The 14,984-nt window shown below is 45.6% G+C and carries 13 protein-coding genes; 7 read left to right on the forward strand and 6 right to left on the reverse strand.

Translation table 11 applies throughout. The annotated features are described in order from the left end of the window. The first annotated feature begins 3 nt into the window (after nucleotides 1-3). The 4 genes from HBAL_RS09775 (at nucleotide 4) to HBAL_RS09790 (ending at nucleotide 6,101) form a co-directional block, all read left to right on the forward strand. Nucleotides 4-546 (forward strand): CvpA family protein, encoded by a 543-nt coding sequence (locus HBAL_RS09775; protein WP_015827783.1) that lies wholly within the window; start codon nucleotides 4-6, stop codon nucleotides 544-546. A gap of 57 nt (nucleotides 547-603) precedes the next feature. After that, nucleotides 604-2,286, forward strand: a complete 1,683-nt coding sequence (purF, locus tag HBAL_RS09780) for an amidophosphoribosyltransferase (RefSeq protein WP_083773121.1) — start codon at nucleotides 604-606, stop codon at nucleotides 2,284-2,286. 20 nt (nucleotides 2,287-2,306) lie between these two features. Beyond that, entirely contained in the window at nucleotides 2,307-3,014 is a 708-nt protein-coding gene (locus HBAL_RS09785) for an SDR family NAD(P)-dependent oxidoreductase (protein ID WP_015827785.1), read from the forward strand. 234 nt (nucleotides 3,015-3,248) lie between these two features. Beyond that, nucleotides 3,249-6,101, forward strand: coding sequence for a phosphoenolpyruvate carboxylase (locus HBAL_RS09790; RefSeq protein ID WP_015827786.1), 2,853 nt, complete (start codon nucleotides 3,249-3,251; stop codon nucleotides 6,099-6,101). 58 nt (nucleotides 6,102-6,159) lie between these two features. Here the strand turns inward: HBAL_RS09790 and der are convergent, their stop codons facing one another. The 6 genes from der to HBAL_RS09820 all read right to left on the reverse strand — a co-directional run bounded on the left by der (nucleotide 6,160) and on the right by HBAL_RS09820 (nucleotide 11,782). Continuing rightward, nucleotides 6,160-7,611 carry a ribosome biogenesis GTPase Der gene (der, locus tag HBAL_RS09795; protein WP_015827787.1) on the reverse strand — a complete coding sequence of 484 codons (1,452 nt, stop codon included), beginning with the start codon at nucleotides 7,609-7,611 and terminating at the stop codon, nucleotides 6,160-6,162. Between the two features lie 39 nt (nucleotides 7,612-7,650). Next, on the reverse strand, nucleotides 7,651-8,973 hold the full coding sequence (locus HBAL_RS09800; protein WP_015827788.1) for an outer membrane protein assembly factor BamB family protein: 1,323 nt from the start codon (nucleotides 8,971-8,973) through the stop codon (nucleotides 7,651-7,653). Then, the gene (locus HBAL_RS09805) at nucleotides 8,970-9,692 is read right to left on the reverse strand and encodes a tetratricopeptide repeat protein (protein WP_015827789.1); all 723 of its coding nucleotides are present in this window, start codon (nucleotides 9,690-9,692) and stop codon (nucleotides 8,970-8,972) included. Before HBAL_RS09805 ends, HBAL_RS09800 begins: the two co-directional genes overlap by 4 nt. A gap of 100 nt (nucleotides 9,693-9,792) precedes the next feature. Further along, nucleotides 9,793-10,626, reverse strand: a complete 834-nt coding sequence (gene panB / locus HBAL_RS09810) for a 3-methyl-2-oxobutanoate hydroxymethyltransferase (RefSeq protein ID WP_015827790.1) — start codon at nucleotides 10,624-10,626, stop codon at nucleotides 9,793-9,795. A gap of 96 nt (nucleotides 10,627-10,722) precedes the next feature. Next, nucleotides 10,723-11,304, reverse strand: coding sequence for an NnrU family protein (locus HBAL_RS09815; RefSeq protein WP_015827791.1), 582 nt, complete (start codon nucleotides 11,302-11,304; stop codon nucleotides 10,723-10,725). Between the two features lie 34 nt (nucleotides 11,305-11,338). Then, complete coding sequence (locus HBAL_RS09820) at nucleotides 11,339-11,782, reverse strand: MarR family winged helix-turn-helix transcriptional regulator (RefSeq protein WP_015827792.1); 444 nt, start codon at nucleotides 11,780-11,782, stop codon at nucleotides 11,339-11,341. A 130-nt stretch (nucleotides 11,783-11,912) separates the two neighbouring features. On the opposite strand from HBAL_RS09820, the gene HBAL_RS09825 reads away from it, so the two are divergent. The 3 genes from HBAL_RS09825 to HBAL_RS09835 all read left to right on the forward strand — a co-directional run bounded on the left by HBAL_RS09825 (nucleotide 11,913) and on the right by HBAL_RS09835 (nucleotide 14,982). Beyond that, nucleotides 11,913-12,590 (forward strand): SOS response-associated peptidase, encoded by a 678-nt coding sequence (locus HBAL_RS09825; RefSeq protein WP_015827793.1) that lies wholly within the window; start codon nucleotides 11,913-11,915, stop codon nucleotides 12,588-12,590. 196 nt (nucleotides 12,591-12,786) lie between these two features. Further along, nucleotides 12,787-13,989: a hypothetical protein gene (locus tag HBAL_RS09830; protein ID WP_015827794.1), complete on the forward strand. Its 1,203-nt coding sequence runs from the start codon at nucleotides 12,787-12,789 to the stop codon at nucleotides 13,987-13,989. After that, complete coding sequence (locus tag HBAL_RS09835) at nucleotides 13,990-14,982, forward strand: DUF6384 family protein (RefSeq protein ID WP_015827795.1); 993 nt, start codon at nucleotides 13,990-13,992, stop codon at nucleotides 14,980-14,982. The last annotated feature ends 2 nt before the right edge of the window (nucleotides 14,983-14,984 follow it).

Below are 14,984 nucleotides of genomic sequence, written 5' to 3' on the forward strand. Positions count from 1 at the left end.
CATATGGAAGAATTTGCAGGGTCCCAGATTACAGCGTTTGACGTTATCGTCGTCGCTATCATCGTTGTTTCCGCAATTATGTCTCTTAGCCGAGGATTAGTTCGCGAAGCATCGTCTATATTGTCATTTATAGCAGGTGGAATTGCTGCCCTATTTCTGGTCAAATTTTTTGGAGAACCAGCAAGAGCCCTCGTTCCCGGTGATTGGCCAAAAGTTACAGCAGATATCATTCTGGGAGTAATCGGTTTTGTCGGTGTTTATATCGCCGCTGGATGGTTTGGATCTCAACTGGCCAAACTTATTCATACCTCGCCACAAATTGGATCGCTTGACAGGATTGCGGGCGCAATATTTGGGGCTGCGCGTGGCATGCTTGCAATAGTTCTCTTTGTTTTGCTCATGCACATGATGATTCCCAAAGATAATACGCCTGCCCTCATTGCCAATTCCAAACTTTATCCTTACGCGGATAATGCAGCGACTTGGTTTAGCGAAAACTTCCCCGGCTTCGTCCAACAAGCCAAGGATGCCGCAGAAGACTTTTAGATTATATCGGCTCAGACATCTGGGCCGATTTTCGTTAATGCTGACCTATGTAAAGGAATGCTTGTGCGCAACGAAACGATGACTGCAACTGATACACCTATTGCAGAAACAGACGTCGAAACCAATTCAGGCTTAGAGACAGCTAGCCTTCGACATAAATGTGGTGTCTTCGGTGTATTTGGGCACAAGGATGCATCCATCCTTACCGCCCTTGGTCTTCACGCATTACAACATCGCGGGCAAGAAGCTGCAGGTATCGTCAGTTTTGAACGCACATATCCAACGGACACGCAAAACGAAAAATCGCGCGATAAAGCCTATAAACAAATTCGCCAAACAACCACCGCCGAAAAAGGCCGCTTAGAAGTCGAATACGACGCGACAGACCGACCCAGCGAAGAAAAACCTATCGAAACATTCCACATAGAACGCCGTTTAGGTTTGGTGGGTGATAATTTCGGTAAGGATGGCGATGCCATCAAAGGCCTAAAGGGCTCCGCCGCGATCGGACACAATCGCTATTCAACATCAGGCGGTGTCGCACAACGTAACATCCAGCCCATCTTTGCAGACCTTAAACTTGGCGGTTTCGCCGTCGCCCACAATGGTAACCTTACAAATGCTGAAACGCTTTGGGACTCATTGATGCAGAAAGGCGCGATCTTTCAATCAAAGATGGATACCGAGGTCATTCTGCAGCTGGCAGCACATTCTAAGGAAAGCAATACAATTGATCGTTTTCTGGATGCCGTTAAACAGATTGAAGGTGGTTATGCATTGGTCTGCCTGACCAACAAAAAACTTATTGGTGCGCGTGACCCGTGGGGCATACGCCCATTGATTTTAGGTAAAATTCCAAACTCCAATCCTGATATTCAACCCGCTTGGGTTTTAGCATCTGAAAGCTGCGCCCTTGAAGCCGTTGGTGCAGAGACGGTTAGAGAAATCGAAAATGGTGAAGTTGTCGTCATCACCAAAAATGGTCCCAAAAGCCACTTTCCATTCCCTAAAAAAGAACCGCGCCCGTGTGCGTTTGAATATTTATATTTTGCTCGCCCAGACAGCATCATGCATGGCAAAAGCATATATGAAGTGCGCGAGGAATTGGGCCGTCAATTGGCGAAAGAACACCCTATCGAAGCCGACCTTGTTGCTCCAGTGCCAGATGGCGGAAATCCAGCAGGACTTGGTTATGCGGAAGCAAGCGGTATCCCTTTCAAATTCGGGATCATCCGTAACCATTATATTGGTCGTACTTTCATCCAACCCACACAAGATGCCCGTGCAGGAAGTGTTACGCGAAAACACGCCGCAAACTTACATTTAGTCAAAGGCAAACGTGTCATATTGGTAGATGATTCCATTGTACGCGGTACAACGTCAAAAGCCATCGTCGCTATGATGCGCAATGCCGGCGCAAAAGAAGTCCACTTCCGTGTCGCTTCGCCGCCAATCAAACACCCTGACTTTTACGGCGTAGATATGCCGACAGAAGCAGAATTGCTGGCAGCAAATATGAGTATAGAAGAAATGACCCAATGGCTGGGTGTAGATTCTCTAGGCTTTTTATCCATTGAGGGCTTCTACCGCGCTCTTGGTGAAGAACATTACGATCCTGAAAATCCAAAATTTGCGGATCATTGTTTTACAAATAACTATCCAACTGTTTTGACCGATAAGCGCAATGCAGCCAATAAGGTAGACCAGCAAAGCATATTCAGTCGAAACCGTGACAACTAAAATTCAGAGTACACCAATTTATGACCGATAAACGCATTATTCTCGTCACCGGAGCTTCAAAAGGCATTGGTAGAGCAACAGCTAAAGTACTCGCCGCTGAAGGTGCGCATATTATCGCTTTGGCCCGCTCTACCGAAGCTTTAGAAAAACTTGATGATGAAGTCCGTGCTGAAACGGGTGAAAACGCCACTTTAATCACGCTAGACCTTAAAGACGGCTCTTCAATCGACCGAATTGCCGCTCCCCTTATGGAGCGTTTTGGCCGTATTGATGGTCTTGTCGCCAATGCTGGTATTTTAGGTACGCTTGGTCCACTGGAAACAGTAAGTCCACGTAGCTTTGAAGATACAATCAACATCAATCTGACGGCCAATTGGCGCCTCATTCGCGCACTTGATCCTCTTTTAAGGAAAAGTGATGCAGGTCGCGCAGTATTCCTTACATCAGGCGTTGCAGAAAATCCGCGCGCGTTTTGGGGGCCATACCAAGCTTCAAAAGCAGGATTAGAAGCGCTTATAAAAGCTTGGGCTTTTGAAACAGAACAATCTAGCTTGAACGTAAACCTGTTTAATCCTGGCGCAACAAAAACTGATATGCGTTTTTCTGCTGTTCCCGGTGAAGATCAATCCCTTCTACCAACACCCGAGGATGTAGCTTCTAAATTAGCTTACTACGTCTCTAAAGAGTGTGACCTTCACAATCAGAGAATTTCCTATCGAGATTTATAGATTGTAGGTCAGCTTTTTTCTGACAACGCAGTCAATTTTTCGAATCATTGCACTATTTAGTGTACCCACGGCCTAATTGGCACTTTATCAAGTCATTTCATACGGAATATGAATTCTAAACTCATAGTTTCGTTTGGAATTTCCTATGACTGGGTTAAAAGCCTACCGTAAGGATAAGAGACGAAAGCCTCAGCCAGTATTTGCCTCGTGAACAAATTTCAAGGAGACGCCCACATGACCGTTCAACTTACTTCAGGACAATCTCCCGCTAAATACATTGAATCCGCGCGTGAAATTTTATCGCAATATTCGGCTGAAGTTGCCAAAGATCCCCAAACAAACTCAGTTCGTCGCCTAGCAATTGATTTGTTTCGTGAAATCGAAAACGGCGATCTGCAAGTTTCTGACATACACAAAGTGATCAATTCACTGGGCGGTAAAGTCCTCCAAGACAGATGTGATACTTTCCGTCAGCGTCACAGACTTTTATCCCAAGAAAATCCAGAATCCGAACTTAGAGTGCTTTTGGAAGGTATCGCCCAAAAAGGTGAGCCCGCTTACCGTGCAGCAATGGAACGCGTCGCATCTGGCGTCGTGTTCACAGCTCACCCAACTTTTGCACTCAACCGGAATTTACGTCGGGCATTCGTCGAAGCTGCGATTTCAAAAGACGGCACATCATGTCGAGACGATTTAAGCAATATTGCAGCAGAAGGTCTCTACAAGGACGACAATATTTCGCTAATGATGGAACATGAAGACGTCCAATTAGCGCTACGCAATGGTCAAACAGCACTCAATGAAATCTGGAGCCTTATCCTAGATGTCGCGAAAGAAAACTTCGCAGATACATGGAAGAGCATTCACCCATCATTGATCAATCTAGCTTCTTGGGTTGGGTATGACCTTGATGGACGCACAGACATTCACTGGGGCGCAACACTCCATTTGCGTTTATCTGAAAAAGCCGTTCAATTAGAACGATTTGCTGCCAGCTTGAACGCTATTGAGTCTCCAACCAATGAGCTCAAAGAAATAGCTCAAAAGCTAGATGCAGCATCAGAACACGCAAGAAATGCTGCTATCGCATTTGGTGGTGATCTAGATGATCCTGAAGTGCTCGTGAACGCTGCAAACACTCTAACACCTGATGCAGAAGCTAAGATTGTCTCGCTAAAGCCCATCATTGCTCGCCTAAGAGAATTAGCGTTAGAAAGCGATGACAACACAGCAAAAGCACTCCTGATCGCAAGCTCGCAAATGGAAACGCTAGGATTGGGAACTGCCCGCATTCACTTGCGTATCAACTCAGCGCAGATCCATTCAGTGCTTCAAAATGAACTACGCATTGCAACAGATGATGTAGAATATGGCCGCGCAGTTCTCGCGGAGCTGGCTAAACGCGCGCACAATGTGCCTGTGCAACATGTTAATTTTGCTGATCTTTTCCAAGAGCAAATGACAGCACGTCGCCAAATCATGTTGTGTGCTCAAATCCTGAAACACATAGATGCAGACACACCAATCCGTTTCTTGATCGCTGAAAGTGAAAACCCAGCGACCATCATGGGTGCCTTGTTTATTGCGCGCCAATTTGGCGTCGCAGATCGTGTTGATCTTTCTCCTCTATTTGAAACACCAGATGCACTAGAACGCGGCGACCGTTTCGTTGAACGTTTGATCGAAGACCCGTCATTTATCTCTTATGTTCAAGAACGTGGACGGCTTTGTCTTCAATTTGGTTTCTCAGACTCAGGACGTTTCTCATCTCAACCAGCAGCAGATATGGCAATTGAGCGTATTCACAACCTAGTGGGTGCAGCCATGTCTAAACATGATGATCTTGAAAATGTTGAATTACTTGTGTTCAACACACACGGTGAATCAATGGGTCGTGGTGCATTCCCTGGTAAATTCAAAGATCGCTTTGATCACCTTCTTACACCATGGACGCGTGCGCAGTTCGCGCAGAAAAATCTACCATTCATCCATGAATTCTCATTCCAAGGCGGCGATGGTTTCATGCACTTTGATGCATTGGAAACAGCTAAATCAACATTGTTAGAAGTGGCTATCCACACACTATCAGAACCTGATGTAGACCTTGAAGATCCATTCTACAAACGCCGTGACATCAGCTGGGATTTTTATAGATCACTTCGTGAATGGCATGAAACTTTGTTTGAAAACAAAGACTACCCTGCTGCGCTGCTCGAATTTGGTCCCGGTCTCTTGTTTAAAAGTGGATCACGTAAATCACGCCGTCAAACAGGGGCATCTGCGGGTGAATTAGGGCTTCGCTCTCTACGGGCTATTCCGCAAAACGCTATCTTACAGCAATTGGCAATCCCACTAAATGTTGCTTGTGGATTTGGATCAGCAGCAGGCAATGAACCAGACCGGCTTGCTGAATTAATGCGCAACTCAAAACGCATGAAAGGCTTGATCCACATGGCGATTGAGGCACGTAATCTGACAAGTTTACCTGCTTTCCGCTCTTATGGATGCCTATACGACCCGAGCCTATGGTTTGCGATTGCTAAGCGCAGCGACCGTGCCAATGCACAAGTTTACCGCCGTTTGGGTTATCTGTTCTCTGACCTTGAAACCCATTCCTCAATCACAAAACTTGCCAACTCTATCACTGTAGATCTTGCACGTTTTGACCGTATCTTAGAAGAAGTAGAAGGTGAAAGCGTCACAGCGGACCGCTATAAATCACGCTTGGATATGCACGTTCTCCACGCTTTACGCCAAGCATTGATGATGCGCGCATTTTCACTTTCTGCACGCCTTCCAGAGTTTTCACGCCGCCATGGTTCATCCATTAGCGCCGAAGGATTACTCAAACAAATCACGCAGTTGCAAATACCTGATACAGTCGCAATGGTTCGCGGCGTCTTCCCTGCTGAAGACAGACGCAATCCAAAATTTGATGAGCTTTTGGAAACATCAGATATCGAAGCCACTGACGATCAAGGATATTCAGAAATTCACACAGGTCTATTAGAACCTCTGGAAGAAATTGACCGTGCGATGAAAGAAGCAACAGTTGCTGTGTGTAGTTTATATTCAGCTTATGGATAAACAGCCAACCTAAATGGTTTCACCCAAAGAAAAGGCCAGCATTTCTGCTGGCCTTTTTTTATTTCTTGTACGACGTACGCTCTGCTTTGGTTTTGCGTCGGCCATCCGCTTTATCAGCATATGGATTTGCACCTTGGCGAATGATCAACCTGATCGGAACACCCGGTAAATCAAATGCTTCACGCAACCCATTCACAAGATAACGTTTATAGCTTTCTGGCATTTGATCACCACGTGATGCCATCATAATGAAAGTTGGCGGACGCGTTTTCATCTGAGCCATGTAACGCGGCTTAATGCGCTGACCACCCGGTGCAGGTGGCGGATGTTTCTGAATTGTATGTTGCATCCAATTATTCAAATCACGTGTTTTGATACGTGCTGACCAATCTTCAAACACTTTCGCGGCGGCAACCATCATCTTATCAAGGTTTCGGCCAGTTTCACCAGAAACCGTCAATAGAGGAGCACCTTTGGCTTGAGGCAATAAACGGCGAGCCTTGTCTTCTAATTCTTTACGAAGCTCACCGCCATTTTCAACAAGATCCCATTTCGTACAGACGAAAACAACACCGCGACCTTCGCGCAAAACAAGGTCAGCTATCTGCAAATCTTGCTTTTCGAATGCATCGCGCGAATCCATAACAATCGCGACAACGTCTGCATATTTGATCGAGTGAATGGTTTCACCCGTCGACATTTTTTCCAAACGTTCTTGAACTTTTGCCTTTTTACGAAGACCAGCCGTGTCCACGAGACGCATCTCACGACCTTCATATTCCCAAGCAACTGTCACACTATCACGTGTGATACCTGCCTCTGGGCCCGTTAGAAGACGATCAGATTGAAGCAATGAATTGAGCAATGTTGATTTACCAGCATTTGGACGCCCAACCACAGTAAATTTCATCGGGCGTTCGGGCGGCGCTTCAATTTCTTCTGCTTCTGGATCAAATTCTACAAAATCATCATCCCAAGCACGCTCTTCTTCTTGCTCAGCTTCTGGACTCGTCAATTCTGGAGCAGCTTCAAGTAGAGCTTGGTAGAGATCACTCATACCTTCGCCATGTTCAGCAGATAGAGCGACAGGCTCATTGAAACCAAGGCTAAAGGCTTCCGTCAGGCCGACATCGCCCTGTCGTCCTTCACATTTATTCGCGACGAGTATTGTTGGTTTATCAGCTTGTCTTAGTAATTTAGAAAACACACGGTCAATCGGTGTAACACCTACGCGCGCATCTATGACATACAAAGAAACATCTGCTTCCGCTATCGCCATTTCAGTCTGGCGACGCATGCGCGCTTCAAGAGATGCATCATTCACATCATCAAAACCAGCCGTATCAATAAGATCCAACTCAAGGTCACCCAAACGGCCACGCGCCTCTTTTCGATCGCGTGTTACACCGGGTTGGTCATCCACCAGCGCAATTTTCTTTCCGACAAGTCGGTTGAATAAAGTCGATTTCCCAACGTTAGGGCGTCCGACGATGGCCACCTTCAACGCCATGGTTCAGTCCTTCGTAATTAAAAGATGTAGACCTTCAATTTAACGAATAGCGATCAAATCGCCCTTATCCGAGAGAAGGTAGACATGCTCATGAGCCACAATTGGTTCAATGTAAACAGCATCTCCAACTTTCAGTTCGTTTACAACTTCACCCGTTTGCGGATCAATTGCTAAAACTTTCCCTTGAGATGATGCGACAATGATACGGTCTGAAGCAATGACTGGGCCAGCCCAAACAATACGATTCTTACGCTTTTTCTCTTTTTTGAACTGCTGTAATTGCTTTACCCAGACAACACCGCCAGTGTTTTTATCAAAACACGCTAATTGCCCATCAACACTGATTGCAAACACAAACTGCCCTGAAAGGGCTGGTGAGTGTATGGAACCAAAAGGCTTTTCCCATAGTCGTGTTCCGCTCACGGCATCAATTGAAACAAGAACACCAGACTGGCTTGCAGCAAAGACTGCACCTGAATCAATAACAGGGTTTCCAGCAATATCATTGATCGCTGAAATCGGGGTAAATCGCCCACCGCGCGTCAAACTATCAGACCAAAGACGACGCCCATTGCTTGGAACATACGCGATAACTTCTCCTGAAGAGAATGGCGCAGCCAAAAGATCACCCGATATAGCAGGACTTGGAGAAGACAGAACACGTGCACTTTCTGCAATCGCTTGATCCGACCATTCAATACTACCATCACTCAAACTAAGAACGTAAATCTCATTGTTTGAGGATGTGATATAGGCGTAATCGCCTTCTATCGTTGGAGATCCAGTGATTGGTGCTTGTGTCTCACGTTTCCAAAGCTCCGCACCGGAATTTATATCGAGCGCGACAACATATCCATAACCAGATGTTACGATAATTCTGTCGCCAGCAACAGCTAATCCACCACCTACAGCTAGCTTGTCTCGTTTGCGTGGTGGCTCCAGCTTAACGCTCCATACAGCTGATCCTGATTTACTGACTGCTCGAACAGTTTGCTCACTATCAATAATGAAAAGACCATCTTGGTTAGCAACAGGAGGTGCAATTAATCTTCGCGTACGAGAAGAGCCGCTTCCGACTTTTTTCTTCCATGCGATTTTAAACTCATCGCCGCCGACACGGTTACCTGGATTTTTTTGTGCATTTCCGCCCGACTGGGTCCATGGCAAGCCTTGAGCAGCAGCTGGCAGATAAACTGACATTGTCGCATAAGCAACATCAGGTGACAGATCAGCATCAGCCGCAATCAAAGGCACACGTTGTGCACGCTCTGCAGCATCTGCTTCTCTTTTTTTAGCAGACTGACAACCAGCAAGAGCTACACAAAGGACAATGCCCAAAGCTATCTTTTTAAAGTGTCTCATGCAGGGTCCTCTGAATTACTAGACGCGTCTTCTACTGGTGTTGCTTCAACCGGCGCGGCTTCTTCCACCGTATTAGTTTCAGTAAGTGCTGGAATTACGGCAAGCGCATCATTTGCACGATTAAGAACGCCTTCAGGCGCATTCAGTCTTAAAGTCAGAGCTTGATATTCAGAGCGCGCACGCTCCATATCGCCTTCTTCAAACGCTTTTGCACCGATTAATTCGTGTGCAAGCGCTCCAAAACTATCTTCATTACCAACAAGATCACCCAAAGCTGCTTCAACTTCAGCCAATGACTGTGTGTCTGCCAGCAAATACGCAGCTTTCAATTTTGCCAGATCCGCCAACGGACCTTCACCTTGCGCCGATATTTCCAATGCTTTTGCAGCAGCTAATGTATCGCCTGCCATTTCCAGCTCAGCTTGCGCTAAATATTGTGCGGCTAGATCAGCAAATCCACTATCTTTATCCAATAATGCCCCAAAACGGCTACGTGTATTTTCAACGTCTTGAATTTCGAGTGATTTAAGCCCTAACTCAAAAGTGCGTCCATTGGCTTCAATTTCTTTGGTTGCTTGTTCATCAAAATAAGAATTTGCAGCCACCATTGCAACAATCGCGATTGAACCACCCAAAGCAAAAGGCCAAGCTTTATTCCAAAACCTGTTTAGTTTATCAGCTTTTACGTTCTCTTCTACTTCGTCAAAAATGTCGCTCACGAGTCGACCTTCCTAAATTCAATCCACATACCAGATAGACTGGCAAATCATAATTTCGAGGCGGACACTAGCCCTACCACAATATCACCGCAATAAATGTTTACTTGGTTTTTCCATTAGTAGACAAAGAATATGTCTCTTCTTTGCTCGGAAAGCGCCGCGCGCGTACATCTGCAGCATAAGCTTCAACAGCGCGCCCTATCTCTCCGCGTACATCTCCATAGCGACGAACGAATTTTGGCACCCAGTCAAACATGCCAATCATGTCATGTGTCACCAATACCTGACCATCACAATTTGCCGATGCGCCAATACCAATTGTGGGGCAAGATACTGTTTTTGTAATCTCATCTGCCAAGTCTTCAGCAACACCTTCAACGACCATGGCAAAACAGCCTGCCTCATCAGCAGCTTTCGCTTCAGCCATCACACGTTTGCGTTCAGCGTTAGAGCGTCCCTTTGCACGAAACCCACCATCCACATTCACGGCTTGCGGCCGCAAACCCACATGCGCCATCACAGGAATGCCGCGCTCTACCATATGCGAGACAGCATCAGCAGCATATTCACCGCTTTCAATCTTGATAGCCTGACATCCCGTTTCCTTCATAATGCGCGCTGCATTTAAAAAAGCCACATCAGGATTTGTTTCATAGGAACCAAAAGGCATGTCCACTACGACCATTGCCTGAGAAGCACCTCGCATGACGGCTTGCCCATGCATGATCATCATTTCCAGCGACACGCCGACAGTCGAATCTAGACCATGCACAACCATGCCGACGCTATCGCCAACCAAAATGAGATCACAAAATGGATCCATCATTTTCGCCATGGGTGCGTCATACGCCGTTAAACAAACAATTGGTGTCTCACCTTTTGCTTTGGCAATATCACGAACGGTTTTACGACGTATCTGGTTCTGAGCCGACATTTTTTGCACTCCATCACAAATATGAGCGTACTGATAACAGGACACTCATCATTTTGCACAGCTCTTTTCGAACTTTATTGCGTTTCTAATTCTGGCTTAAAGCAATACCGGCCTACCGATCAACATGTCATGCAGTATAAATACTGTTGCTAAATACAGAGCCACACCAACAACAACACTTATGATATCGCCTTTAATTGACACTTCGGCGCGACGAAGTCCTTCATCTTTGCGGATCTTAGCCATTGTCCGTGACAGACTTCCCCAAAACAAAAACCCACCAAATAGTGCGATTGAGGGCCAGTCGCCATTGTAAATCATATGAACTGCCGCCCATAATTTAACGCCATTAATCATAGGGTGTTTGGTGTATTTTTTGATATATCCTGCTGGGGCGTCAGCCGCGACAAGCAGAATAAAAGAAAAAGGCATCACCGCAATAATAATATGACGGGTCCATTCCGGTGCAATCCACACCGGTTGATTCCACATCGGATCAACACGCGCCAAGCCATATCCATAAATCAACAAACCAAGCCCAATGGCCGAAATAAGCGAGAACACTGCTTTATATTTTATGCCATATTTTTGAGAAATATTACCCGGTTTTCTGGAACGAACGGACGCAAAAATATGCGTACCAATAAACAACGCTAATCCTGCAAGTAAAACATACATAACCCATATCCATCTGATTTTATGATTAAGCCTATTAAAGCAGTCCAGTTTTCTGACTTAAGTTTTGCGACACACGTGTGAGCAATTGTAATAATTGCTGCTTTTCTGTGTCACTAAAGCCTGATGTCGCAGACATTTCCTGCTCACTGTGAGCAGACAATACTTGTGTCATCTCATATGCCTTAGGCGCGCATTTTACGCGCACAATTCTCGCGTCATTTTGATCTCTCACCCGCTCTACGATTTTGTTTTTCTCCAGTGACTTTAACGTAACCGACACAGCTGACGCATCTAATCCCAATCTAGCTGCCAAATATTTCTGGGGATGACCTTCTTCTTCTCCCCATAAAACTCCAACCAGCCTAAATTCTGGATAAGTAAGGTCTAATGGCGCCAAAGCCTCCTTCATCAAAATTGAAAATTGCCTTTCAATTCGCCCTATCCACGGCAGAACATTCTGGTCAAATTTTGCATCCATACCCGTTTTCTCCAAAGCAAGCCCTGACTATAACTTTATTAGTTGAATTTATCAACTATTGATTTTTTCATTTAATTTTGACCGCTTCTTTGCACTGGCATAGACATTCAAAAAAGCCTAAAAGAATCATATGTGCGGTAGATTCTTCAGACATGGCGTATCGTGGGCAGACTACCACGCAGCCCTCAACATGATCACACCAGAAGGTGTTGATCCGCCGGAGGCAAACTACAATATAGCTCCCATGTCGATTGCGCCGATTATTCGGCCATTAGAACACCACATGCCCGGCTATGAATTAGCCCCTGCACAATGGTCTCTCGTGCCATCTTGGTGGAAAAAACCTCTCTCGGAGAAAAAATTCTCAACATTCAATGCCCGTAGTGAAAGCGTCAACGAAAGTAAAACATTCCAAGGCTCTTTCCGGCATCATCGATGCCTCATACCCATGAGCGGTTTTTATGAATGGACCGGCAGTAAGGGGGCAAAAACACCCTTTGCGATATCGCTTAGAAACAGAAGATGGTTTTGCTGCGCAGGATTATGGAACCGCGCAATGATTGATGGCTCAGAAATAGATACATTCACGATTTTAACCACCACTCCCAATGATGTTATGGCAGGCCTACACACGCGAATGCCGGTCATTATCCACCCTGAAGATTATGTTCGTTGGATGACGGCTCATTATAATGATGTTTATGATCTTATGAGGCCATTTCCAGCATTTGATATGCATGCTTGGCCCGTTAATGCGGCTGTGGGAAATGTAAGAAATAATGGGCCACAACTGATTGAAGAAAGATAGAAATACGCTTTCAAGGTCTCTCGTTTATCCTTAAAAAACTGTAACAAAGATACATGCAAAAAAGAATGTCGCGCGTCAGGTGAATAGACTATTTGCATGCTATAACTTGTTGTAAGAAAAACCTTATCAATGACTATTTTATCGTTTCAGTGGGGTTTTAACGGTTAACGCCGTGACAATCAAAAGGGACATTACCATGAACACGCCAACTTCTTTGAGCACTCAAAGCCCAACCGCGCTTCAATATCTAGACAAAGCTGTCGGTGGATTACGCAATCTTGGTATTATGCCTGAAGGTAAAAACGAGACAGCTCCGATTGTCGCCCTTCTTGAACAAATTGCAGATCTTGCACCCGATAAAACCGCCGCAATCGCCCGTACGCTCGACCAAATGTCCACATTTAATGACATTGTCCGCGAGCACATCTCTGGCGTCACAGTTGGTGAACGTTATGAAGGCATCACAACAGCCTTTAACTCTATCCGTGATGATTCAAAATCACTTGTTGATCAGTATTCAGATGGGAAAATCTCAACAATGGAACGCGTTTCCAATGTTTGGATGAAAATGACACGCGGAGATGTTGCATCCCGATTTGGTAAAATCAAAGACCTTTATCTTGAAGTGCAAGCTGAATCCGCAAACCAAATCGACAAAGAAAAGCAAATCCTAGAAGCTTATTTAGATTTCCGTGGTGCTTTAAAACAATCAGAAGTGCTCGCGCTAGAAGTTCTTCAAAATGCAGAAGCAAAATTAGAAGCGGCAAAAGACGTTGTTGCTGAAGCACTCAAAGATGTCACTGATTATGTTGGTCATGATGCAGCGCGCCGCGCTAATCTCGAATTGGTCCGCGATGAAAAACTGCGCAAACTACAATCAGAAGAAAAACGCTATCAGATCGCTAAAGACCTCTCCGATAACATTACAATTGGATACAACACATCTGAAGTCATCATGGCGCGTCTCGTGCAAACCACATCAGCAAAAGAGCGCATCTATGCGCAATCAGTATCCTTCTTCTCAACCAATGAAGTTGTGCTGACAGCCCTCACCGCATCTTTCACAGGTCTGCATGGTCTGCATGAAAGCACACAAACACTTGAGGCCATGAAAAAAGGTGTCAACGAATCGCTTGAAACACTGGCTGATATTGGTGGCAAAGTTCAAGAAGCTGCCCTTAAAGCAGGATATGGCCCAACTGTGTCAGCCGCATCCGTCAAAATGCTTGTTGATTCAGTCGTGAATTATCAAATTCGTAGCCAAGAAATCATCAAAGAAATGCGTGTGCTTGCAACTGAAAATTCCGAAGAAATCCGTGAAAGCGTAGAAGATGGCAAACGCCGCCTAACGCGTCTCGTCCAAGACGGTGCATCGAACGCGCTTTTACCAAAGACATAGATGACACAAGACGATTCTCAAACAGAGCCAGAAACAGACATAGAGCAATCAAATCCTGTTTCCGATGCTCCAGCTAGTAAACAAACGCTAGACGATGTCCTCATTGCGATGGACATCGTCGATACGTTGCGTCATCGCGAACAATTAGTTTTACGTGAACTAGATGCCGATGCACGTGAACTAGAGCTGATTGAACGTTTAAAAGAAATCTATGCTGCTCAAGGCATAGAAGTTTCAGACGATAAATTACGCGATGGTGTTAAGGCACTTGAAGAAAACCGCTTTGTCTACACACCGCCCAAAGATAGCTGGAAAACCAAACTCGCCAAAATATATATCAAGCGTGATAAATGGTTAAAGCCCGTGACTGCTGGTTTTGCCGCCCTCATTCTCGCATCTGGACTTTGGCATTTTGGCGTATCCATGCCGCAACAAGCCAAATCAGAGCTAGTTCAAACGCAATTAAACGAAACCATTCCTGCTGATCTGACAGCTTTGCGTGATGATATTCAAACAATGGCAACAGATGACAAAATCAAAGTCCGCGCCGAAACCTATTATCAAGACGGCGTCACAGCATCTACAGATGGTGAACACGCGCAAGCGCTTGCTGCGGTCGCTTCTCTAGAATTGCTAAAAGATGATCTAGAAGCTGAATACACCGTGCGAATTGTTTCACGCCCCGGAGAATATTCCGGCCTGTTCAGAATACCGGATGACGCCCCGCAGCGCCCCAATTATTATCTCATAGTTGAAGCAATTGATGGTGCTGGTCGCGTCATCGAAGTGCCCATTTCCAGCGTAGAAACACAAGCGGCAAAGCGCGTGTCCATCTGGGGCGTGCGCGTGCCTAAAGACATTTTCGATAAAGTCGCAGCAGATAAAAAAGACGACGCCATTCTACAATTTTCTGAAATTGGCGCGAAAACCAAGGGAGACCTAACCCCACAATACTCCATCGACACGCTCGATGGAGCGATATTTAACTGGTGATG

It is taken from the genome of Hirschia baltica ATCC 49814 (genome assembly GCF_000023785.1).
Taxonomy (GTDB): domain Bacteria; phylum Pseudomonadota; class Alphaproteobacteria; order Caulobacterales; family Hyphomonadaceae; genus Hirschia; species Hirschia baltica.

Bases quoted from the DNA above. Each gene is read 5' to 3' on its own strand.
- HBAL_RS09775 (WP_015827783.1), top strand. From the start codon at position 4: ATGGAAGAATTTGCAGGGTCCCAGATTACAGCGTTTGACGTTATCGTC.
- purF (WP_083773121.1), top strand. From the start codon at position 604: ATGCTTGTGCGCAACGAAACGATGACTGCAACTGATACACCTATTGCA.
- HBAL_RS09785 (WP_015827785.1), top strand. From the start codon at position 2,307: ATGACCGATAAACGCATTATTCTCGTCACCGGAGCTTCAAAAGGCATT.
- HBAL_RS09790 (WP_015827786.1), top strand. From the start codon at position 3,249: ATGACCGTTCAACTTACTTCAGGACAATCTCCCGCTAAATACATTGAA.
- der (WP_015827787.1), bottom strand. From the start codon at position 7,611: ATGGCGTTGAAGGTGGCCATCGTCGGACGCCCTAACGTTGGGAAATCG.
- HBAL_RS09800 (WP_015827788.1), bottom strand. From the start codon at position 8,973: ATGAGACACTTTAAAAAGATAGCTTTGGGCATTGTCCTTTGTGTAGCT.
- panB (WP_015827790.1), bottom strand. From the start codon at position 10,626: ATGTCGGCTCAGAACCAGATACGTCGTAAAACCGTTCGTGATATTGCC.
- HBAL_RS09815 (WP_015827791.1), bottom strand. From the start codon at position 11,304: ATGTATGTTTTACTTGCAGGATTAGCGTTGTTTATTGGTACGCATATT.
- HBAL_RS09820 (WP_015827792.1), bottom strand. From the start codon at position 11,782: ATGGATGCAAAATTTGACCAGAATGTTCTGCCGTGGATAGGGCGAATT.
- HBAL_RS09825 (WP_015827793.1), top strand. From the start codon at position 11,913: ATGTGCGGTAGATTCTTCAGACATGGCGTATCGTGGGCAGACTACCAC.
- HBAL_RS09830 (WP_015827794.1), top strand. From the start codon at position 12,787: ATGAACACGCCAACTTCTTTGAGCACTCAAAGCCCAACCGCGCTTCAA.
- HBAL_RS09835 (WP_015827795.1), top strand. From the start codon at position 13,990: ATGACACAAGACGATTCTCAAACAGAGCCAGAAACAGACATAGAGCAA.